The 19,815-nt window shown below is 66.5% G+C and carries 17 protein-coding genes and 1 tRNA gene; 9 read left to right on the top strand and 9 right to left on the bottom strand.

Annotation, left to right across the window (positions count from 1 at the left end; translation table 11 throughout):
• Nucleotides 1–19: 19 nt before the first annotated feature.
• Both KQ303_RS07180 and KQ303_RS07175 read left to right on the top strand, forming a co-directional pair.
• Entirely contained in the window at nt 20–2,005 is a 1,986-nt protein-coding gene (locus tag KQ303_RS07180) for an ABC transporter ATP-binding protein/permease (protein WP_259729774.1), read from the top strand.
• A 7-nt stretch (nt 2,006–2,012) separates the two neighbouring features.
• Complete coding sequence (locus KQ303_RS07175; protein WP_259729773.1) at nt 2,013–2,246, top strand: chlorophyll a/b-binding protein; 234 nt, start codon at nt 2,013–2,015, stop codon at nt 2,244–2,246.
• 21 nt (nt 2,247–2,267) lie between these two features.
• Here the strand turns inward: KQ303_RS07175 and KQ303_RS07170 are convergent, their stop codons facing one another.
• From KQ303_RS07170 to psbX, 5 genes are all read right to left on the bottom strand, one after another.
• Nucleotides 2,268–3,800 carry a DUF2079 domain-containing protein gene (locus KQ303_RS07170; protein ID WP_259729772.1) on the bottom strand — a complete coding sequence of 511 codons (1,533 nt, stop codon included), beginning with the start codon at nt 3,798–3,800 and terminating at the stop codon, nt 2,268–2,270.
• A gap of 87 nt (nt 3,801–3,887) precedes the next feature.
• Nucleotides 3,888–4,373 (bottom strand): hypothetical protein, encoded by a 486-nt coding sequence (locus KQ303_RS07165; RefSeq protein WP_259729771.1) that lies wholly within the window; start codon nt 4,371–4,373, stop codon nt 3,888–3,890.
• The gene (locus KQ303_RS07160) at nt 4,370–4,930 is read right to left on the bottom strand and encodes a TolB family protein (RefSeq protein ID WP_399233163.1); all 561 of its coding nucleotides are present in this window, start codon (nt 4,928–4,930) and stop codon (nt 4,370–4,372) included. The genes KQ303_RS07165 and KQ303_RS07160 overlap by 4 nt, the downstream gene beginning before the upstream one ends.
• Nucleotides 4,931–4,943: 13 nt before the next feature.
• Nucleotides 4,944–5,957 carry a Ycf66 family protein gene (locus tag KQ303_RS07155; protein WP_259729770.1) on the bottom strand — a complete coding sequence of 338 codons (1,014 nt, stop codon included), beginning with the start codon at nt 5,955–5,957 and terminating at the stop codon, nt 4,944–4,946.
• Between the two features lie 312 nt (nt 5,958–6,269).
• Nucleotides 6,270–6,392, bottom strand: a complete 123-nt coding sequence (gene psbX, locus KQ303_RS07150; protein WP_094512754.1) for a photosystem II reaction center X protein — start codon at nt 6,390–6,392, stop codon at nt 6,270–6,272.
• Nucleotides 6,393–6,497: 105 nt separating this feature from the next.
• Here psbX and KQ303_RS07145 point away from each other — a divergent pair, with 105 nt between their 5' ends.
• A complete protein-coding gene (locus KQ303_RS07145) occupies nt 6,498–6,800 on the top strand; it encodes a YggT family protein (protein ID WP_259729847.1) in 303 nt (100 codons plus the stop codon).
• A gap of 154 nt (nt 6,801–6,954) precedes the next feature.
• On the opposite strand, the gene accC is transcribed toward KQ303_RS07145, so the two are convergent.
• Nucleotides 6,955–8,304 (bottom strand): acetyl-CoA carboxylase biotin carboxylase subunit, encoded by a 1,350-nt coding sequence (gene accC, locus KQ303_RS07140; RefSeq protein WP_094512756.1) that lies wholly within the window; start codon nt 8,302–8,304, stop codon nt 6,955–6,957.
• Between the two features lie 228 nt (nt 8,305–8,532).
• Between accC and KQ303_RS07135 the strand changes: the two genes are divergently transcribed.
• From KQ303_RS07135 to msrB, 3 genes are all read left to right on the top strand, one after another.
• Nucleotides 8,533–8,614: transfer RNA gene (locus KQ303_RS07135), tRNA-Leu, on the top strand.
• A 15-nt stretch (nt 8,615–8,629) separates the two neighbouring features.
• Nucleotides 8,630–9,901: a glycosyl transferase gene (locus KQ303_RS07130; RefSeq protein WP_094512757.1), complete on the top strand. Its 1,272-nt coding sequence runs from the start codon at nt 8,630–8,632 to the stop codon at nt 9,899–9,901.
• 38 nt (nt 9,902–9,939) lie between these two features.
• A complete protein-coding gene (msrB, locus tag KQ303_RS07125; protein ID WP_094512758.1) occupies nt 9,940–10,380 on the top strand; it encodes a peptide-methionine (R)-S-oxide reductase MsrB in 441 nt (146 codons plus the stop codon).
• Nucleotides 10,381–10,516: 136 nt separating this feature from the next.
• Here msrB and KQ303_RS07120 read toward each other — a convergent pair whose 3' ends face one another.
• Together KQ303_RS07120 and smc are read right to left on the bottom strand one after the other, a co-directional pair.
• Nucleotides 10,517–11,716: a PRC-barrel domain-containing protein gene (locus tag KQ303_RS07120; RefSeq protein ID WP_259729769.1), complete on the bottom strand. Its 1,200-nt coding sequence runs from the start codon at nt 11,714–11,716 to the stop codon at nt 10,517–10,519.
• Between the two features lie 79 nt (nt 11,717–11,795).
• Nucleotides 11,796–15,380, bottom strand: a complete 3,585-nt coding sequence (smc, locus tag KQ303_RS07115) for a chromosome segregation protein SMC (protein WP_259729768.1) — start codon at nt 15,378–15,380, stop codon at nt 11,796–11,798.
• Between the two features lie 111 nt (nt 15,381–15,491).
• Here smc and KQ303_RS07110 point away from each other — a divergent pair, with 111 nt between their 5' ends.
• Both KQ303_RS07110 and KQ303_RS07105 read left to right on the top strand, forming a co-directional pair.
• Nucleotides 15,492–15,908, top strand: coding sequence for a glycine zipper domain-containing protein (locus tag KQ303_RS07110; protein ID WP_259729767.1), 417 nt, complete (start codon nt 15,492–15,494; stop codon nt 15,906–15,908).
• Nucleotides 15,905–16,309, top strand: a complete 405-nt coding sequence (locus tag KQ303_RS07105; protein WP_255101124.1) for a phage holin family protein — start codon at nt 15,905–15,907, stop codon at nt 16,307–16,309. The genes KQ303_RS07110 and KQ303_RS07105 overlap by 4 nt, the downstream gene beginning before the upstream one ends.
• Nucleotides 16,310–16,357: 48 nt before the next feature.
• Here KQ303_RS07105 and KQ303_RS07100 read toward each other — a convergent pair whose 3' ends face one another.
• The gene (locus tag KQ303_RS07100) at nt 16,358–17,533 is read right to left on the bottom strand and encodes a class I SAM-dependent RNA methyltransferase (RefSeq protein ID WP_259729766.1); all 1,176 of its coding nucleotides are present in this window, start codon (nt 17,531–17,533) and stop codon (nt 16,358–16,360) included.
• Nucleotides 17,534–18,576: 1,043 nt separating this feature from the next.
• Between KQ303_RS07100 and KQ303_RS07090 the strand changes: the two genes are divergently transcribed.
• A complete protein-coding gene (locus KQ303_RS07090) occupies nt 18,577–19,335 on the top strand; it encodes a virulence-associated E family protein (RefSeq protein ID WP_259729765.1) in 759 nt (252 codons plus the stop codon).
• Nucleotides 19,336–19,815 lie beyond the last annotated feature (480 nt).

The raw sequence follows: 19,815 nt of genomic DNA, 5'->3' as shown, positions 1-19,815 counted from the left end.
GGCGGACCTGTCACGGTCCATGAGCTTCTTCAAGGCGTTCCGCGAGCAGCTCGGCAAGCTGCAGCGCCTGGCCCAGCCTTACTTCCTCCCCCTGGAGGAGAGCAGTTCCTGGCAATTCCTGCTGCTGGTGCTGTCCCTGCTTGCGGTGGTGGTGGGCGTCACCCTGCTGCTGCTCACCGGCTCGGTGGCCGCCGCGGGTGTGCTCATCCCCGATCTGCGCAGCCGCTTCTTGCCAGGGGTGCCCGAGCAGGTGGCCGCGCTCTGGAGCGGCCCGATCGGTCCGGTGGTGATGGCGCTGTTCGCCGGCGGCCTGGCGGTGTTCAGCAGCTTCCGGGCGAAGCTGCGCCAGGGGCGCTGGCTTCCCTGGCTGTTGATCGGCGTGATCACGTTGTTGATCCTGGTGATCAACGGCATCAACGTGGGCATCAGCTTTGTGGCCCGCAACGTTGAAAACGCCCTGGTGGCCTACGACCAGGACGGCTTCTGGAAGATCGTGGCGATTTATGCCTTCTGCCTGGTGCTGGCTCTGCCGATCCGCGCCACACAGAGCTACCTGATTCCCAAGCTTGGCCTGCTGTGGCGTGAGTGGCTGAGCGGCCGCCTGCTCACCCGCTACCTCTCGAACCGCGCCTATTACATCCTCAATCCCAACGACGAATCCCAGCAGGAGATCGATAACCCTGACCAGCGGATTTCTCAGGACACCGCCAGCTTCACTGGCACCAGCTTGAGCGTCACGGTGGAGATCCTCTCCGCGCTGCTCACCTTCGTGAGCTTCATCATTGTTCTGTGGAGCATCAGCGTGAATCTCGCGCTGCTCCTACTGGCCTATTCACTGGGCGGCACCGCACTGATCGTGTTCGCCAGCCGCAAGCTGGTGGCCTTGAACTATCAGCAGCTGAAGCTGGAAGCCGATTTCCGCTACGGCCTCGTTCACATCCGCGACAACGCTGAGTCGATTGCCTTCTACCGCGGTGAACAGCAGGAAGGTAAAGAAGCGGAGCGCCGGCTGAGTGGCGCGATCGTGAACTACAACAAGCTGATCGTGTGGGAGGCGCTGATCCAGGTGATCCAGCGCTCCTACGACTACTTCTCGCGCTTTCTGCCCTGGCTGGTGATCGCTCCGGTGTATTTCGCAAAGGAAGTTGATTTCGGCGTGTTCGGGCAGGCGAGCATCGCCTTCAGTCAGGTGCTGTTCTCGGTCAGTTACATCGTCAACAACATCGACCGCCTGGCGGCCTTCTCCGCCAGCATCAGTCGCCTGGAGGGCTTCCAGCTCAAGGTGGATGAGATCGGCAGCCAGGCCCGCGAACGCAACTACCAGGATTCACTGCTGGCAGACGCCTCACACCAGACCATCCTGGTGAAGCATGCCGATCTGGTGCCACCCCACACCGACCGCCGCCTGATTCACGACATCAGCCTGGAGGTGGGCCCTGCTCAGCGGTTGCTGGTGGTGGGCCCCAGCGGCTGCGGCAAAACCTCGTTTCTGCGCATGGTGAGTGGCCTGTGGCCGGCTGCGGCCGGCACGGTGGAGCGGCCACCGCTGGCGGAGTTGTTGTTCATTCCCCAGAAGCCCTACATGATCCTGGGCAGCCTGCGGGAACAGCTCTGCTACCCCCAGCAGCCCGAGCGCTTCAGCGACGACCACCTGCGCAGCGTCCTGGAAGAGGTGCGGCTGCCGGAGCTGGTGCGCCGCTACCCCGACCTCGACATCAAGCAGGACTGGCCCCGCCTCCTCTCACTCGGCGAGCAGCAGCGCCTGGCCTTCGCCCGGTTGCTGCTCAACTCTCCCCGTTTTGTGGTGCTCGATGAGGCCACCAGTGCCCTCGATGTGAACACCGAGAAGCATCTCTACAAGTTGCTCACCGAGCGGGACATGGCCTTTGTGAGCGTGGGCCACCGCCCCACCCTTGCCGCCTTCCACGACACCGTGCTCGAACTGGATGGCCAGGGCGGCTGGCGCCTGCTGCCGGCCACCGGCTATGACTTCACTCGCACCTGAACGCCCCATGCCCACCGATCCGGAACCCGCACCCGCCACCGACCAAGCCACTGCTCCAGCGGCAGATACCGCCGTGGCAGCTCCCACAAGCGCCACCACGGCCGATGCCCCTGCCTTCGGCTGGAGCGGTTATGCCGAACGGGTCAATGGCCGCTTCGCGATGATCGGCTTTGCCTCCGTGCTGCTGATCGAAGCCCTCAGCGGCGACACCTTCCTGCACTGGGCTGGCCTGGTGCCTTGAGCCTGGCTTGGGGCGGGGTTGTCATGAGAACACATCCACCGATTTGAGCACCGATGGGGACCATGGCAGTGGGTGATTGGTACGAAAGAGCATGAAATCAGGTGATTGGTAGATCATGCGGAAGGATTGATCGGCCTTGAGTCGCCGTTGCAGCACGCGATCCTTCTTCGAATCGGAGCCATTCAGCAGAATGTAGTCGTAGTGCTGCAGGAACTTTGATGTCATGTACCGCTCGCCATCACTGTGCAGGCGCTTGCTGATCACCCTTCGATGGGAGAGGTGGGGAGCGATGTCGATGGGAGCCAGGACTGCCGAGTCTGGCTGAATCAACGACACAACGCGATGGGCCTCTTCAATCCGCTCGAAAGACGAATGGTTCGTCATGATCCTGATGAACTTCGTTAGCCCGAACATGCACAGGACAGCCCACACAAGCAAAAGGCTGGATCGGATCTTGGGAAAGCCGTAGGTTCGCGAGGAAATCGCAAACAGAATGATGAACGGAACAATCGGCAAACTGTAATGGAGCATGAGCCCCTTGTGATTGGGGTGATCGCTCAGCAGATTCAGCAACAGCGCAGGAGTGGCGCCCATCAGTTCAGGAAATGCCTTGATGTTGCTGGTGAAGATGACAGGGAGAACCAGCAGGAACAGGTAGAAGGCATTCTCAACGGAGAACAGATGGCGAATCAGAACCATCGGATTGAACAGGATGGTTGTGACCACCTCTTGGTGGGAATTACCGAGATAGCTGAAAAACCGGCCAATCCAGTCGTGCTTTATCACCCCACCCCCGAATGATGGGGTAACGACCGAAATGATCAGGGCGAGGTAGAAGGTGGACAGGCCCATCACCAACAGGCCTGTCCTGCGGTCCCGCCTGATCAGGAAGTAGGCACCAAGCCCGATGCATGTGAGTGCCAGGGCCTGCTTGCAAGCCAACACCACTCCGATCGCCACAAGGGTCATCCAGAGATGGCCTCTCCGCTGGCTGTAGATGGCCAGGAAGAGAAATGGAATGGCAATGATTTCGGGATGGAAGTCGGAAACACTTGCATTGATCACCACCGGATAGAGGAAGTAGATGAAGGCCATCAGCCTTGCGTCCTGATCGCTTAGCCGATAGTCTTTCGCGATCAGGTAGACGATTGGCCCACTGATTGCCAGGCTGAATGCCTGAACGGCGAACAGCCACTGAACCGATGGATGAATCCTGTACAGCAAACTCAGGGGGTAGAAGATCCACGAGGCATGATCGCCAAGAATGTGAAAGCCCAGGTAGGAGGAGATCGGTGGCAGTCCCTGGCTGATCAGGTACACGGCCTGATCAAAGATGCCGAGGTCGAAGGCACTGGAAGAAAGGGTGTAATGGCGGTAGGAGGCGCTCAGGAAAAACACCACGAAGAGGCCCAGAGAGGCCAGCCACAGGCCACGCGGAACCTTCCGATCGACACCGTTGACGCCAGCGGTGGTTCCGACCTTGTTGCCCGGCGAGGGCGTTGATTCCATTCTTCGTGATTCGGTCATGCCGTGCCCATCTCCTGCCTCAGCCATGCTTCCACAGCAGGCTGTGAGGGCCCCCACTCCGCCGTCGCACCTGCCTGATGACCCATGGCCGGGCCATCGCGCCGGGTTTTCGGTTCATGGCAGCTCCAGCAGGTCCACCTGCCAGATCCCGCCGCGGCTCACCTCCACCGCCAGCTGGCGCCCATCGCCGCTGAGGCTCACCTGGCGCGGCACCCCCGCTGGATCCAGCGGCAGAGGCTGAAACCCCTGGATCGAGCGCCGGTACAGCCCCAGCTCGGTGCGGCCGTCCCGCTGCCGCACCACCGCCAGCCGCTCACCGCTCCCATCCACGCTGGCGCTCACCGGTTGGGCATCGGGGCGGTTCAGTCCAGGCACGGGAACCGGCCGGTTGGTCCGCAGATCGACCAGAACCACCTGCTCCCGGCCCTGGCGGCCGCTGATCAGGGCCAGCCACCCGCTGGCCAGGGACGGCTCACGCCCAGTGGCGCCGGCTTGCTCCAGGGCCTGGTTGATCGGTACCAGCGGCCGCAGGGGGGAGGCACTGCAGCCGGCCAGACCGACCAGCAGCAATCCAACAAACAGGGTCGGCGGCTTCCTCATCGCCCCGGCACTGCCAGCCCGGGCGGCAGATCGGGTTCGAGCAGACCACTGAGATCGAACAGTTCCACCTGCCGCTGGCCGCCTCGCACCAACTGCATGGCGAGGCGCCGGCCGTCCGGGGCCAGGCTGAGTCGCTCGGGCTCCTGGCCTCCCGGCAGGGGCAGGGGAATGCCACGGCCGTTGGCACGGTCCTCGATCACCGCCAGGCGCCGCTCACCCCGCTGCACGATCACGGCCAGGTAGCGACCGTTCCAGCTCAACGACGGGGAGCTGTGGGGCTGCTGCCGCTGCAGGTGGCGCAGGGGAATCACTCTGCCGCTGAGCCGCTCCTGGAGCAGCACGGTGGTGCGCCCGCCGCGCTCCACCAGGCTGGCCAGCAGCCGGCCATCCCCGCTCAATGCCGGCTCCTGGCGCGCCTCGGGTCGGAGGCCGGTGGAGGGGGCCGGCCGGCTTCTCGGGCCCAGCCCGCAGCCTGAGAGCCAGACCACCAGCTGCAGGGCCAACAGCCAGGGCACCCAGCGCAGGGGGCCTGGCCGGCCCCAGCCCAGACCTCTCACCGGTGGCTGGAGGTCAGTCGTCGAAACGGGAGCTGTTGTCGCGGCTGGAGCCAGGGCGAGCGCTGCTGGAGGCATTGCGTGCACCGGCAGGACCGGACGCATTTCGAGCACTGGCGCTGCTGCTGGAGCGCAACGGTGTGTAATCCGCGTCGCTGGCCGGATCAGGGGTGCTGCCGGAGGCTGGTGCACCGCCAAGACCGCCGCGCAGCGGTGAACCCATGGGTACCCCGGCTGCGGGGCGTGACGAGGGCTCAGCGCCGCCGGGCAGTGGACCGGCACCCGGAATAGGGGCGTTGCCGCTGCGCCGGCTGGAGCGGGGAACAGACTCGCTGCTGGCGATAGGGCGGGTGCCTCGGCGCGGCTCCGCAGCCACATCCCGATCACGACGGCGGGCGCCGAAGGCGGGCCCGGAGCTGGGGGCTGCAGTGCTGCGGGGGGATGAGCCTGCGCGGAAGGCGGGATCCACAGCGGCGGGGCGCTCGTCGACGCGGGGGGAGCGGGGGGCAGGATCCCAGTCGTCGGTGTCGGCGGGGCGGCGGCTGGCGGCCCGCTCTGGGATGGCAGGGCGCGCGGTGCGGCGCGGACGGTAGAAGTCGTCGTCTTCGGGTTCCGCCTCGCGTGAACGGATCCTGCGGCGTAGGGGCTGGGGTTCTTCCAGGCGGTCGACATCGGGGTTCCAGTCGCCGCCACCCATGTGGCCACGGGCGGGAGGTGGCAGGGGTTCGTCGTCGTCGAAGAAGGAGGAGCGCCGGGCCTGCTCAGTGGTGACGCCCCTCAGGCGCACGCTCTCGTAGGCGAAAAAGACGGTGGTGCCGGCCAGGAGAAACTGACCGAACTGGAGGATCGGATCGAGGCGCCAGCCCTGGAAGAAGAGGATCCCACCGCAGAGGAGGCCGATCGCCGCGAAGAAAACGTCGTAGTCGCGAGCGAGGGCGGGCTTGAAGCTCCTCATGAAATAGAGAAAGGCTCCGCCGACGGCCAACACGATGCCGACGATGCTCGCCCAGTTCAGGCTGGCATTAACCACGTCTGGAAGACCTCAGGCAGAACGGACGTCCGCATCCTCCGACTGGAGAACCCGTTCAAGCACTTTAGGGACATCTCCAGAGCGCGGCCGGGAAGACCCGCTCACCGTTGCCGCACCAAGGGTGAGCAGCAATCAAGCCCGTGACGGGAGCCTGCCGGTTGCGTTCTGCAGGCCGATGCTGCGGAGCTCTGCGGCGGATCTTTGCAACGCACTGCTACTGGAGACCGGCGTGGCCTCCAGTAGCTCAAGGCCTGGCTGCATCTCGACACTTGGGTCTGCCTGTGCGAGCGCTGGCCGTGTTGGTCAAGCGGATCAGAGCTTGCGGTCGACCTGATCGGTTTGGCTGATCAGCACGAGCGCGATGCTGATGGGGATCACCACAATCACCGCTCCCCACACGAGGCTGCTCAGGAAGTTGGCGAGGGAAGGGGTCATGGTGGCGCTGGTGGTGGCTGGGATCCTAGTCAAGGGCCACCGCTTCCTACGATCAATGGTCTTTCTGCTTAGAGCTTTGTGACGGCTGCAACCTTGCTGCGTTCGATGCCGGCGCTGAACCTGCTGCTGGGTCTGGTGCTGGGCGCCTGGACCCTGCTGTTTCTGTTCCGCATCGTGCTCACCTGGTACCCCCAGATCGATCTGCAGCGGGGCGCCATGCGGTTGATCGGCTGGCCCACGGAGTCGCTGCTGGCCACCACCCGCCGCGTGGTGCCGCCGATCGGTGGCGTCGACGTGACACCGGTGATCTGGGTGGGGCTGATCAGCCTGATGCGCGAGTTGCTGCTGGGCCAGCAGGGCCTGCTCACCCTTGTGGCGCGGCATGGATCCACCCTGGGGGCCGGCTGAACCGGTTCGCCCGGGGCGAACAGGACAGCCTCAGAGTGCTGGCCGAACCACCACCCACAAGCCGCCCGTCACAGAATGGTGGCTGAATGCCGCCGGCCCCGAACCAGCAGCCAGAACTGCCAGCCTCGGCAAACCACTGGCTGATCTGCCGGCATCAGCCCGGCAGCATCTCCTGCTCCACGAACTTGGTGTGGATGTCGCCGCGCTGAAACTCGGGCCGGTCCAGCAGGCTGAGGTGGAAGTCGATCGTGGTGGAGATGCCTGTGATGGCGCATTCCATCAACGCGCGCCGCATGCGCCGGATGGCGCCCTCACGATCGGGTGCCCACACGATCAGCTTGCCGATCAGGGAGTCGTAGAAGACGGGAATCTCGTAGCCCGTGTAGACGTGGCTGTCGACCCGCACTCCAGGCCCGCCCGGAGGCAGCCAGCCGGAGATGCGCCCCGGCGCTGGCCGGAAATTCTTCTGTGGATCCTCGGCGTTGATGCGGCATTCAATGGCGTGCCCGCGCAGCTGCACATCGGCCTGCCGCATGCGCAGGGGCTCACCACCGGCGATATGCAGCTGCTCGGCGATCAGGTCGATGCCGGTCACCATCTCCGTGACCGGGTGCTCCACCTGGATGCGGGTGTTCATCTCCATGAAGTAGAAGGCACCGCTCTTGTCGAGCAGGAACTCCACGGTGCCGGCGCCCTCGTAGGTGATGCTGCGGGCCGCTGCCACCGCCGCTTCCCCCATGCGCTGACGCAGGTCGGCATCAAGCGCCGGGCTGGGCGCTTCCTCCAGCAGCTTCTGGTGACGGCGTTGGATCGAGCAGTCGCGCTCCCCAAGATGCACCACGTTGCCGTGGCGGTCGGCCAGCACCTGCACTTCCACGTGCCGGGGCCGGTCGATGAACTTTTCCATGTAGAGGCCAGGATTGCCGAAGGCAGCCTCGGCCTCGCCCTGGGCCGCTTTGAACAGGCTCTCGAGCTGGTCGGCATCGGGCACCAGCCGCATGCCCCGCCCGCCGCCACCGGCGGTGGCTTTGATCATGACCGGATAGCCCATGGCCGCGGCGACTGCCGCTGCCGTCTCGGCATCGGCCAGCAGGCCCTCGCTGCCCGGCACGGTGGGAACACCCACCCGCTGCATGGTGGCCTTGGCGGTGGATTTGTCGCCCATCGCCCGGATCGCCTCCGCCGAAGGACCCACGAAGGTGAGGCCGTGTGCGGCGCAGATCTCAGCAAAACGGTCGTTTTCGGCCAGGAAGCCATAGCCGGGATGGATGGCGTCAGCGCCGCGGGAGATGGCCGCCGCGATGATGTTGGGAATGTTGAGATAGCTCTTTCGGCTGGGCGCCTCGCCCACGCACACCGCTTCATCGGCGAGCTGCACGTGCAGGGCGTTGCGATCCACAGTGCTGTAGATGGCCACTGTGGCAATGCCCAGTTCTCGGCAGGAACGCAGGATTCGCAGCGCGATTTCGCCCCGGTTGGCGATCAGCAGCTTGCCGATGGGCATCCCATATGCATCTAGGCGCAGCGGACTGTATCAGCGCTCAATCAAGCGCCTGCCGCCCGGTGCCATCCCGGCAGCCGGCCCGGTGGAAGCGGCCCACCAGTTAAGCGCTGATGGTTGATGCTGACCCATCTGCGCTGTGCCATCGCGCGAGGTGTGGGGCGCAGCGGAAGGGTGGGCCGGGCGATCGGTATATTGACGAGTCGAAGGGGGTTCGCCCCTGACGGCCACGCGGATGTGGTGGAATTGGTAGACACGCACGTTTGAGGGGCGTGTGGCTTCGGCCTTGCGAGTTCAAGTCTCGCCATCCGCATTTCTCTTCACCAACTTGACCGGCCCGCCGTCCGCCACAGCGATCGTGCTGGTCTGCAACGGCCCCGGTGAACTCACCACCTGGGTGCGCCCTCTGGCCGAACGGTTGCATGCGTCCCTGGCCTTGCGTCCCCGCCAGCCTCAGGCGGCCACCGAGCTGCGGCTGGTGCTGGTTCCCTGCCCGAATGCCACAGGCCATGAGCGCCAGGCCGCCGAAAGGCTCGGCCTGTTCAACTCGATAGTGCCAGCCGACAGGTTCTGGAAGCTGCTGCTGCGTCCCCGCCGCTATGGCCCTTGGCCGGCCAGGGGTGTGGTGGTGTTCCTGGGCGGCGATCAGTTCTGGACGGTGCTGCTCAAGGCCCGCCTCGGCTATCGCCACCTCACCTACGCGGAGTGGGTGGCGCGCTGGCCTCGCTGGAACGACCGGATTGCTGCGATGGGCACGGAGGCTGAGCGCCGCCTGCCTGCCCGCTGGCGCCACCGCTGCACCATCGTGGGCGATCTGATGGCTGACCTCTCCGAGACGGCCCGTGCTGAGGCGCCCTTGCCGGCCGGCCAGTGGGTGGCCCTGCTGCCTGGTTCGAAGCGCGCCAAGTTGCTGGTGGGGGTGCCCTTTCTGCTCGACACCGCCGACCGGCTCGCCGCTCTGAGGCCCGACTGCCGCTTTCTGTTACCCGTGGCGCCCACCACCACCGTGGCCGAACTGCTCGCACTGGCCGGACCCGCCAATCCGCTGCAACGGCACTACGGCAGCAGCGAGCCCCGCTTGCTGGAGCCCTCCGCCGAGGCGCCATCCCGCTGGCTGGAAACCGCCGCCGGCACGCGCATCCTGCTGGTGGAGCAGCATCCCGCCCACGGGGCGCTGAGCCAGTGCGCCCTTGCCCTCACCACCGTGGGCGCCAACACTGCCGAGCTCGGCGCCCTCGGGGTGCCGATGATCGTGCTGGTGCCCACCCAGCATCTTCAGGTGATGCAGGCCTGGGACGGATGGCTGGGGCTGGTGGCACGCCTGCCGCTGCTGCGCTGGTTGCTGGGGGTGGCGCTTACCGCCTGGCGGATGCGCCAGCGCGGCTTCCTTGCCTGGCCGAACATCTCCGCCGGGCGGGCTGTGGTGCCCGAGCGGGTGGGGCCGATCCTTCCCCAGGAGATCGCCGCTGAAGCCGCTGACTGGTTGTCCCATCCGGACCGTCTGGCGGGGCAGCGGGAGGACCTGCGCAGCTTGCGGGGGCAGCCCGGAGCTGTGGCCGCTCTGGCCGCGATGGTGACTGATCTGCTTCCCACTGCGTAGGTTGAGGGCTGCCTTCTTGCCGCTCGTCGCCTCCGGCCATGGCCCCTTCCGATTCAGCTGCCGCTTCATCCCCCGCTCCCACCCCGGCGGAAGCGGATCAGATCTGGCAGCAGAAGCTCACGCCTGAGCAATACCAGGTGGCGCGCCTCGGGGGCACGGAGCGGGCCTTCACCGGTGCCTACTGGAACAACAAGCAGGCCGGGCACTACAACTGCGTCTGCTGTGGCACCCGGCTGTTCACCTCCGACGCCAAGTACGACTCCGGCTCCGGTTGGCCCAGCTTCTGGAGCGGCCTCGATCCCAAGGCGATCACCACCGTTGAAGACCGCAGCCACGGCATGGTGCGCACGGAAATCCGCTGTGCCAACTGTGAGGCGCACCTTGGACACCTGTTCACCGACGGTCCAGCGCCCACGGGTTTGAGGTACTGCGTGAACTCGGCTTCGCTCGACTTTGAACCGAAGGAAGGGGCAGGATGAAAATCGCTCCACGAGCGCTGTGATCAGACCAGGCAATGATCAGCGACGGGCGCAATCAGTCTTGGCCGCCAAACCTACAGTCCGCATCACTTCAGGCCGCGCGGTGACCGTGGACCTTCATCACAGAAGGCCGTGATCACCAGGGATCTTCAAAATCGTTACGGCGGCGCCGAGCGGCCTGATCGGTCACATCCTCATCTCTGTACGGCTCCACGTCCACATCGACGGGATCCTCGGCCATGGGTGGGCGCCGACGGCTGTCCGGGCGCGCCTGAAGAGGGCGCTCGCGCAGGGGCAGCGTGCGCTCTGAGCGTGGCGGGAGAGGATCGAGTGGTTCCAGTGGTTCACGGCCGGGCTGGTCATTGCCGTAGCCGCTCTCCTCGCCGCGGATGAAGTCCCGGTCTTGAGGACGACCGAGGCCGCGGACCTCGTCGTTGCCATAGCCACGGCCCTCTTCCCGGTTGAAGCCCCGGTCGTCGTCGCGGTCGAAGCGGCGCGACTCGCCACGGCCATAAGACTCCTCCTCCTCGTCGTCGAGGTAGCGGCGCTGACGCAGCGGCTCCTGCCGCCGCCGCTCCAGCTCCACGTATTCGAGCTCCTGATCGACGCTGGGCTCCACAGCCCGGTTGGTGGCGGGCTGGATCCGGCGCTGCTCCTGGACGCTGGGCTGCCCGGAGGCCAGCTGGTTCTCCACCGGCACCATCGTCTGGCGGAAGCGATCGCGCTCTTCCTGCTCCCAGCTGGGGCCGCCGATGCCGAGCTTCTCGAGCAGGCCCGTGCCCAGTTGCTTGAGTTTTTCTTCCGCCCCCTCGTACACAATGATGCGGTCGGGGCCGCTGCTGACGACCTCCTCCACCGCCAGTTCCCAGGTGCTCAGCACCCCCTCGCCCAGCAGGGGCACGCCGAGGGCCCCCAGCACCAGGGTGGTGAGCTCACCGGTCTCGATGTCGAAGCTGAAGCCGAGCACCCGGCCGAGCTGCTCGCCCGACTCGCTGATCACCTGGCAGTTGATCACCTTGCTGTAGCGCTCGGGATTGAACCCCTGCGCCAGCGAATCGGCGGAATCCACCAGGATCACATCGCCCACCTGACGGATGCGGTCGAGCGGCATCCAACGGGGCAGGCCCGGCAGGAAGCGGGTGAGGGGGTTGTCGCGCAGGCCGAGGGCCACCACCTCACGCCGGTCAATGTCCACCACCACCTCGCCCACCACCCCAAGGCGGCGCCCGGTGTCACGGGTGATCACCTGGGTGCCCATCAGCTCCGACCGCAGCCAGAGACGGTCGCTGGGTGCGGCGGCGGCGGGATCGGCGGAAGGAGGAATGGAAGAGGTCAACGGCCAGATCCCGCGGGGTGTCGGCGACATTGGGGCTGGGGGTCATTGTGACCCACGACCCCGGTGCTGGGGGTTCGGTCTAGGCGGCAGTAGGCAGACCCACCACCTGAGTGTGGGCGCCACGGGCCTGGGTGACGCCGATCGTGCGGGTGGCGGCCGCGATCATCGGGCGCCGGTGGCTGACCACCAGGAACTGGGCCTGGTCCGCCTGGCTGGCGATCAGGGCGGCCAGCCGCTCCACGTTCACCCCATCGAGGAAGCTGTCCACCTCGTCGAGGGCATAGAAGGGAGAAGGGCGAAAGCGCTGCAGGGCAAACAGGAAACTCAGTGCCGTGAGCGATTTCTCCCCCCCTGACATCGAGGCCAGCCGCCGCACCGCCTTGCCCTTGGGGTGGGCCACCAGGGTGAGTCCCCCTTCCAGCGGTTGCTCCGGGTTTTCCAGCTGCAGGTGCCCTTCGCCATCGGAGAGCCCGGCGAAGATCGTGCGGAAGTGCCCGTCCACAGCCTGGAAGGCCTCCAGGAAGGCCTCCTGACGCAGCGTGGCCACGGTTTCAATCCGCAGCAGCAGCTCCTCCCGCTCCTTGCTGAGCACCTCGAGGCGCTCCTCCAGTTCGGCAATCCGCCGCTCCAGCACCTCCAGCTCCTCAAGGGCGAGCATGTTCACCGGCTCCAGCGCTTCCATCCGCTGCTGCAGCTGCAGCTGCGACTGCTCCAGTGCAGCCAGCCCCGCCTCGCGCACGCCCGCCGGCAGCTCCGGCAGGGGATCGGGCAGCTCGCGCTGCATCGCCTCCAGCCGCAGCCCCAGCCCCCGCTCCTGCTCAGCCAGAGCAGCGAGCTCCTCCTGCAGCCGCTGCAGATCCCACTGCTGCTGCTGCAGGGCGAGGCGTGCGGCCGCGAGGCGGGCTTCGGCCTCATCGCGCGCGCGCCGCCGCTCCCCGAAGCGTTCCTGCAGCGCACTTTGCTGCGCTTCCAGGGCGGCACGGCGCTGTAGGGCCTCGCTCTGCCGCTCCCGCCACTGGCCATGGGCTTCAGACAAGGCGAGCACGGCCTGACGCAGCCGCTGCTCCTCGCTGGCCAGGGCGTCGAGCTGATGGCCGAGCCGCTCCGCCGCCAGGGTGCGTTCCCGGCGCGCCGTCAGGAGGGCGTCGCGGTGCTGGCGGGCCTCGTGCAAGGCGGCATCGGCGCTTTCGAGCTCCTGCTGCAGCCCCTGCCAGCGGTCGCTGTCACCGCTGCCCTGGGCGGCGGCCTCCTCCTGCTCCAGGGCCGCCAGCTGCTGCTGCGGTGCTTCCAGCAGCGCCACCACCTCACTGTGGCGTTGCTGATCGGCAGCTTCGGCGGCGCGGGTGTGCGCGAGGCGCTCGTTGAGCTGCCGCAGCCGCTCCAGCTGGGGGCCGGCAGCCCGCTCAGTGGCAGCGCGCTCGGCTTCAAGGCCGGCCAGCCGTTGCTGGTTTCCCTGCAGCAGCGGCCGCAACTGCTCCAGCTGGCGCCCCAGCTCAGCCTCCTGGCGGCGGCAGGCCACCAGGCTTTCGCCCAGTTCCAGCAGGCGCCGCCGCAACGGTTCGGCCTCGTCGTGCTCGCCGCTGCTGCCGAAGCTGAGCCTGTCACTGCGTTGCTGCAGGCTGCCGCCGGTCATGGCGCCACTGCGCTCCAGCAGCTCGCCCTCCAGGGTGACGGCGCGGCAACGCCCCAGCTCCTTGCGGGCGCTGGAGAGGTCTTCGAACACCAGCGTGTCGCCGAACACGTAGCGGAACACCTCGCCGTAGACGGGCTCGTAGCGGATCAGATCCACCGCCCGCCCCACCAGCCCACCGGGGTTGCTCCAGCTGCTGGGCGCCGCCTGGCTGCCGCCGCCGCGGATGCGGTTCAGGGGCAGGAAGGTGAGCCGGCCGGCCCGGCGGCTCTTGAGCAGCTCGATCGCCCGGGCGGCGATGCGATCGTCGTCGACCACCACCTGGCCCAGGCGCGCCCCGGCCGCCACCTCCAGCGCCAGTCGTACCCGTTCCTCCACATCGCCCAGCTGGGCGACAGGGCCGTGGATGCCCTCCAGGCCGGATTCGAGCAGCAAGCGCAGCGCGCCGGTGCCCCGGCTTTCCTGCAGGGTTTCGCGGCGGCTTTCCAGGCGTGCGATATCACGCTCCAGGCCGATCTGTTCCTGCTCCAGCCGGGCGCGGGTGCGTTGCTGCAGCGCCAGGGCTTCGGCCAGCTGCTGGGCCTGCTGCTGCTGCCCGGCCAGGGTGCGCTGCAGCGCGAGGGTTTCCGTCTCCAGACCGGCCCGCCGTTGCTGCAGCTCCTGGTCGTCGCCGCTGCCACCCTCCAGCTCGGCGCCCAGTTCCAGCAGGCGCTCCTGCTGCTGGCGCAACCGCTCAGCCAACTGCTGCCGCTCCTCCAGCAACGGGGCAATCACGCTCTGCAGCTGGCTGCGCTGCTGGCTGCGTCGCTTCTGCGCGTCCAGCCAGCTGCCCGAACGCCCGGCCACCTCGCCCAGCCGACGCCGCGAGAGGTTGACGGCTGCTTCAGCGTTGTGGCAGGCCTGCTCGGCCGCCTCCAGCTCCTGGCGATCGTCGTCGCCCGTGAGGGCGTGCTGCTGCTGCCGCAGTTCCCCTTGCTGGCGGCTGAGCGCCTGGCGCTGCTGCTGCAATTGCTCGGCTTCCTGCTGATTCCGCTCGCCCTGACGGGCCAGTTCCCGGTTGCTGGAGTCGAGGCCGGCCAGTTCGGCCTGAACGCCGAGCAGCTGGTCTTCGCCGAGGGCCTTCACTTCCGCTTGAAGGGCTTCAAGCTGCTGCGCGTTCTGCTCCAGAGCCTCCTGGGCGGCAGCGATGGCCAGCCGGTCGGCGTCCTGCTGCGCCGTGAGCGCCGTTTGGCGGCGCGTCAGGTCGGCGCGTTGCGCCTGGGCCTGCTCGAAGCGCAGCAGCTGTTCCTGCAGGCGGCCGTCGTGGTGTTGCTGGCGCAGGTCCTGGTACAAGCGGGCCTTGGCGCAATCGCGCTCGAGTTTCTGGCGGCTAGCCAGCAGCTCCTGCTCAACGATGCGGCAGCGTTCCTGTCGCTCCTGCACCTCGTCGAGCTTGGCGCGGGTCTGCTCGATGCGGCTGTCGAACAGGGCCACGCCCGCCAGTTCGTCGATCAGGCCCCGCCGCTCACGTGCGCTCATCGACACGATGCGGGTGACATCGCCCTGCATGACCACGTTGCTGCCCTCCGGATCCACCCGCAGGCGCCGCAGCTGGGTCTGCAGTTGCTGCAGGTTGCAGGGCACGCCATCGGCGCTGTAGCTGCTGCTGTAGGTGCCGCCTGGCGCCACCCTCAGGCGCCGGCTCACGGTCCATTCGCGCTGGCCGGCCTGGATCCAGGGACCCTCTGCCGGGGCTTCAAGGCCCTCTTCGGCGCCATCCGGCTGCCAGTCGCCGAGATCAAAGCGCACACTCACCACCGTTTCGGCGGCCTTGCCCTGGCGCAACACGGCGCTGTTGATCAGATCCGGCAGGCGCTCGGCCCGCATGCCGCGGCTGGAGGCCAGGCCCAGGCAGAAGAGCACTGCATCCAGGATGTTGCTCTTGCCCGAACCGTTCGGCCCGGTGACCACGGTGAAATTGGGTTCAAGGCTGATCGCCAGCGATCCGCCGAACGACTTGAAATGTTTGAACTCGACCTGATTGATGTGAACCAACAGGCCCGCGCTTCGAGCAGGCCGAATCTATCGGACTCCGACACAATCTCAACCCCCACCCGCGAGGCGCTGCTTAGCCTGGAACCGCAAGCGTCACCCCCGGGCAGCCCCATGGATCAGCACACCCCGACGCTCAGCGCCGAACGGTTCCGCGAGCGGTTCGAGGCCCTGCTACCCACCATCCAGCAGGAATGGCCCCAGGTGGCAAGGGAAACCCTAGAAGCCACCCGCGGCAGCTTCGACGAGGTGGCCTCCCTGATCGCCGAGCACACCGGCCGCACCGTCAGCGGAGTGCGTGGCCAGCTGCTGGATCTGCTTCATGGCGCCTCCGATCAGACCCGCCAGCTGGCCGATCGCATCGGTCCCCTGGAGGAGCAGCTGGAGAACCTGCTCGACGACCTGAACACCAGCCTGCGGCCCCGCCTTGAGAAGCCAGTGCGAGAGCGCCCCCTGCTGGCCGTGAGCGTGGCGGCGGCCGTCGGGGTCGTGGTCGGCCTGCTGCTCTCCACCGGGCGGCGCTCCGAATGAGTGGCGACAACCACCGCCGCAACGACGACGGCGCCGGCGTGGGCCGCATGGCAGCGGGACGCATCACCGCCCTGGTGGCTTCTGTGATGGACCTGCACGTGCGCATCGCCCTGCAGGAGGCCGACAAGGAGAAGCGCCGCCTGATCAGCGGCGGCCTGCTGCTCGGTGCGGGCATCAGCATGGTGATGCTGGCCACGGTGGCCAGCCAGCTGGCCCTGGTGCTCTGGCTGCAGCTTGGGCTGGCCTGGGGCTGGATCCGGTCGGTGCTAGCCGTGATGGCCCTCGATCTGGTGCTGGCCGGGCTGTTCCTGCGCATCGGCGGGCAGCTCACCAAGGGGCCCTACCTGCCCCAGACCACCGCTGGCCTGACCAAGACCACGCGAGCGATTCTGGGCCGCTGAGGCACGCGCCAGGCGGTCGCGGTCAGCGGAGGCGTTCAGCGGAAGAGTTCAGCGGATCGTGTAATTCAGCCAGCGGCAATCGATTCCGCCGTTGCTCACCGGAACGCGCCGGTTGGCCTTCATGCGCAGGGCGCCGGTGTGGGCGGCGTTGCCGCTCAGAAGCCACAACGACCAGCCGGAGCAGCGCTCCTTGAGCAGGCGGCCGAGATCGCTGTAGAGCGCCTCCAGATCGTCGTCGGCGCCGAGGCGCTCGCCATAGGGAGGGTTGCAGACCAGCACGCCGGGGGTTTCCGGGGGCTGGAAGTCCCGCACATCACCGGCCTGCAGGTCGATCCAGGGGGCCACACCGGCCGCGGCGGCATTGTGGCGTGCCTGCTCCAGCACGTCCGCGTCCTGCTCGCGTCCCACGATCGGCGCCAGCGGGCTGCCGTCGGCCAGACCGGTGCGGCGGCGGCAGGCGGCAGCAGCCACCGCCTGCCGCCACAGCTCCGGGTCGAAGTCGGGCCAGCCCTCGATCGCGAAACGGCGCGGCTGGGGCTGACCGTTGGCGTCATCCAGCAGCCCCGGAGCCCGCGCCAGCGCCAGACAGGCCGCCTCGATCAGCAGGGTGCCGGAACCGCACAGCGGATCCGCCAGCGGCACCCGGCCATCCCAGCCCGTGCAGGCGATCAGGCCGGCGGCCAGGTTCTCCTTGAGCGGCGCCAGGCCCATGGCCGCCCGCCAGCCGCGGCGGTGCAGGCTGCTGCCGGCGGCTTCCACGCTCAGTTGCGCCTGGCCGCCGCCCAGGTGCAGTTGCAGGCTGAGATCGGGATGGTCCAGGTCGATGCCGGAGCGGCGGCCGTGGCGCTGGCGCTGCAGATCCACAAGAGCGTTCTTCACCTGCAGGGCCGTGAAGTGGCTGTGGTTGAGGCCCGGGGCCGAGCCGGTCACATCGACGCGGAAGCTGGCGTCCGGCGGCAGCCAGCGGTCCCAGTCGGCTGCCCGTTGGATGCCGTCGTAGAGCGCATCGGCGCCCGCACAGGGAAAGACCGCCAGGCGCCGCAGCAGGCGAAAGGGCAGGCGAGCCTCCAGCAGCACGCGATAGAAGCCCCCCGGCTCGATCCGAAAGCTGGCCGCCCGCCGCAAGGGCCGCACATCGCTGGCACCGAGCTGGGCCAGTTCCTCAGCGCCCTGCTGCTCCAGGCCCTGGGGCAGCACCGCCACGGCAGCGACAGGTTCGGTCATGCCCACCGGCTTTCCCCCATGCCCTGTGCCCTCACTGCTGCCACAATGACAAGGTCCGTCCTCGGGCGGACTAGGTGGCTCACACCGGTGCTTCGGACAGCGGTTCGATTCCGCTCAGCTCCATTCCCGCATCTGCGGGCCTCCAGGGGCTGCAATGGTTTCGACGGGGTATGAGGAGGGTGACTGAAGCCTGCTCGGTAAGAGCAAACCCGTAACAGCGAACAACATCGTTCGTTTCTCCCGTCAGACCGCCCCTGTGGCTGCCTGACTCCTATAGGGAGATGGGGTAAGTCAGCCTTATCACCCAAATGACTCACGGGGGCTGGAAGGCCCCCATTTCATTGGCACAGCAAGTGTTTTCGGGATTCGCACGTCTTCAGTTCCGAGCCTGTGACCATCTCCGTGACCTTCCGGCTGTGAACGTTGGCTGAGATGGTGCGTCCATCGCCCAATGCTCAAGCTCTCCCGTGAGTGTCCTTGGCTTCGGCGCCGACTTGCTTCCTGGCCCGCCCTTCAAGTTCACGCAGCATTCATTTAGGTGGTTGCCTGGCTAGTCTCCGTTGCGTATTTGTATTTGTGTCCGCTTTATTGAAGAGGTAGAGATTGCGTTTGTGTGGCTATTCGCGTTTCTTATGAGTCTCTGATTCCGTGGTAATTCACTAACTTCTTTTGTGCTCTTTTGTCAGCACTGAGATAGCCGTCAGTCGCCAATGCGTCCAATTAAGCTCCCGAAGTGGCTCACCACTTCCGGTATGGCACGGCGTCTGGGAATCCATCCGAAAACGCAGCTACATCTTCGTCGTCAGAATTTCAGCCCGCTCAATCAAGGCAAGCACTTTCGCTTGGGGGGGGATCACAACTGCAGCTCCGCTTCAATGGCAACCGGCAGAAACTGAGTTGGCCTTCACTTCCTTCTCGCGGGTCGATCCCTCCCGTGTCGAAGCCTTTCCCCGCGTTGAGGATTGAGTAGTGGGCGGTGCAAGTGCGCCCGGTTTCTCAGTGCCGGCTTCTGCGCGGCAACTGCAGGATCTGGAGGTGGGGCGATGACCGCCTTCAGCAGCGGACCGTGGATTCCCAGCGGCAAGCAGAGCCCATGTCCTCTCTGCGGCAGGGACGTTGACGGCAAATGCCGCCGCACTGACAGCTCGATCAGCGCTTATTGGGGGGAGCGGTTCAGTTCACCCGCCGGCATGTTGCTCGGCAAGGTGCTGAACATCGACGGTGGCCGCTGGGCCGTGGTGAGCCTCACTGGTGGATTCGCTGGTAACAGCCACATCCTGCGCCCCCACGTCGACCACCTGGACTTCAGGTCAGCAGCGCGGCGACAGCTGAAACGGCAAGCGGCAACGTTGGCGCCAGTCCTTTGCGAGCTGTTCGCGAAGGTGCGCCTTTGGGTCCACACCTGCCTGGTGTCGGCGTCCGAAGCACAAGGGATCGGGAAAAGTGAGTTCTGGAAGATCCTGGGCGGTGAATGGTTCTCTGATTCGCTCGGCGATCTGCGCGACATCCGAGAGGATCGGATTCAGCTTCACTCTGCCTGGATTCATGAGTGGGGCGAGATCGACAACATCATTGGCAAGCGGGAGAGCGAAACCCTTAAGCGGTTCGTCTCCTGCAGCCAGGTTGATTGCCGGCGACCATATGGTCGAGGCGTTGAGCACCTGAAGCGATCATGTGGCCTGGTGGGTACAACGAACCGCCGGGACTTCATGAAAGACCCAACGGGAAACCGTCGCCTTCCGGTGATCCACATTCAGAGCGTGGCCCTGCCATTGGTCAGGGCGAACCGGGACAGGATCTGAGGAAGTGCGGTGGCCGCATATCGCCGTGGTGAGCGGTGGTTGTACACGCCGGAGGAAGGCGATCTGGTAGCGCCCATGCCACTGCCTTCGCCGCTGAGGACCCGTTGCGCGAGGCGATCGCAGGGTGGGCAGACGACCATCCCGAGGTGATCGAAGCGCCGAGCGTCCAGATCCTTAAGGCAGTGGGCTACAGCGATCAGCTGAAGGATCAGGGACTGCGGCACAAGGCAGCCAACGCCTTGACGGCGCTCGGCTGGCGACGGACTGCAGGGCTGACCCGTTACTGGCTGCCCGATGGCACCCGGATGGACAAGAGCTATGGCTGCGCCGCCCAGAACTGGGGGCATCAGCTTCCACGCCGGACCCGGCATGACGCAGCAGATCGACTCCGCCCAGGCGGTGCTCACCGCTGGAAGGTAGTTTCTGTGGCGATGACCCCAGGGATGTCCCCAGTCCAAATCCTTTGCACTGCAATGGTTT

Origin of the sequence: Synechococcus sp. CS-1333 (assembly GCF_025128015.1) — a bacterium.
Taxonomy (GTDB): Bacteria; Cyanobacteriota; Cyanobacteriia; order PCC-6307; family Cyanobiaceae; genus MW101C3.
This window is presented reverse-complemented; position numbering and strand designations above follow the sequence as displayed.

What these genes read in the sequence shown, in the direction of transcription:
- KQ303_RS07180 (WP_259729774.1), top strand. Translation starts at nt 20, where the DNA reads ATGAGCTTCTTCAAGGCGTTCCGCGAGCAGCTCGGCAAGCTGCAGCGC.
- KQ303_RS07175 (WP_259729773.1), top strand. Translation starts at nt 2,013, where the DNA reads ATGCCCACCGATCCGGAACCCGCACCCGCCACCGACCAAGCCACTGCT.
- KQ303_RS07170 (WP_259729772.1), bottom strand. Translation starts at nt 3,800, where the DNA reads ATGGCTGAGGCAGGAGATGGGCACGGCATGACCGAATCACGAAGAATG.
- KQ303_RS07165 (WP_259729771.1), bottom strand. Translation starts at nt 4,373, where the DNA reads ATGAGGAAGCCGCCGACCCTGTTTGTTGGATTGCTGCTGGTCGGTCTG.
- psbX (WP_094512754.1), bottom strand. Translation starts at nt 6,392, where the DNA reads ATGACCCCTTCCCTCGCCAACTTCCTGAGCAGCCTCGTGTGGGGAGCG.
- KQ303_RS07145 (WP_259729847.1), top strand. Translation starts at nt 6,498, where the DNA reads ATGCCGGCGCTGAACCTGCTGCTGGGTCTGGTGCTGGGCGCCTGGACC.
- accC (WP_094512756.1), bottom strand. Translation starts at nt 8,304, where the DNA reads ATGCCCATCGGCAAGCTGCTGATCGCCAACCGGGGCGAAATCGCGCTG.
- msrB (WP_094512758.1), top strand. Translation starts at nt 9,940, where the DNA reads ATGGCCCCTTCCGATTCAGCTGCCGCTTCATCCCCCGCTCCCACCCCG.
- KQ303_RS07110 (WP_259729767.1), top strand. Translation starts at nt 15,492, where the DNA reads ATGGATCAGCACACCCCGACGCTCAGCGCCGAACGGTTCCGCGAGCGG.
- KQ303_RS07105 (WP_255101124.1), top strand. Translation starts at nt 15,905, where the DNA reads ATGAGTGGCGACAACCACCGCCGCAACGACGACGGCGCCGGCGTGGGC.
- KQ303_RS07100 (WP_259729766.1), bottom strand. Translation starts at nt 17,533, where the DNA reads ATGACCGAACCTGTCGCTGCCGTGGCGGTGCTGCCCCAGGGCCTGGAG.
- KQ303_RS07090 (WP_259729765.1), top strand. Translation starts at nt 18,577, where the DNA reads ATGACCGCCTTCAGCAGCGGACCGTGGATTCCCAGCGGCAAGCAGAGC.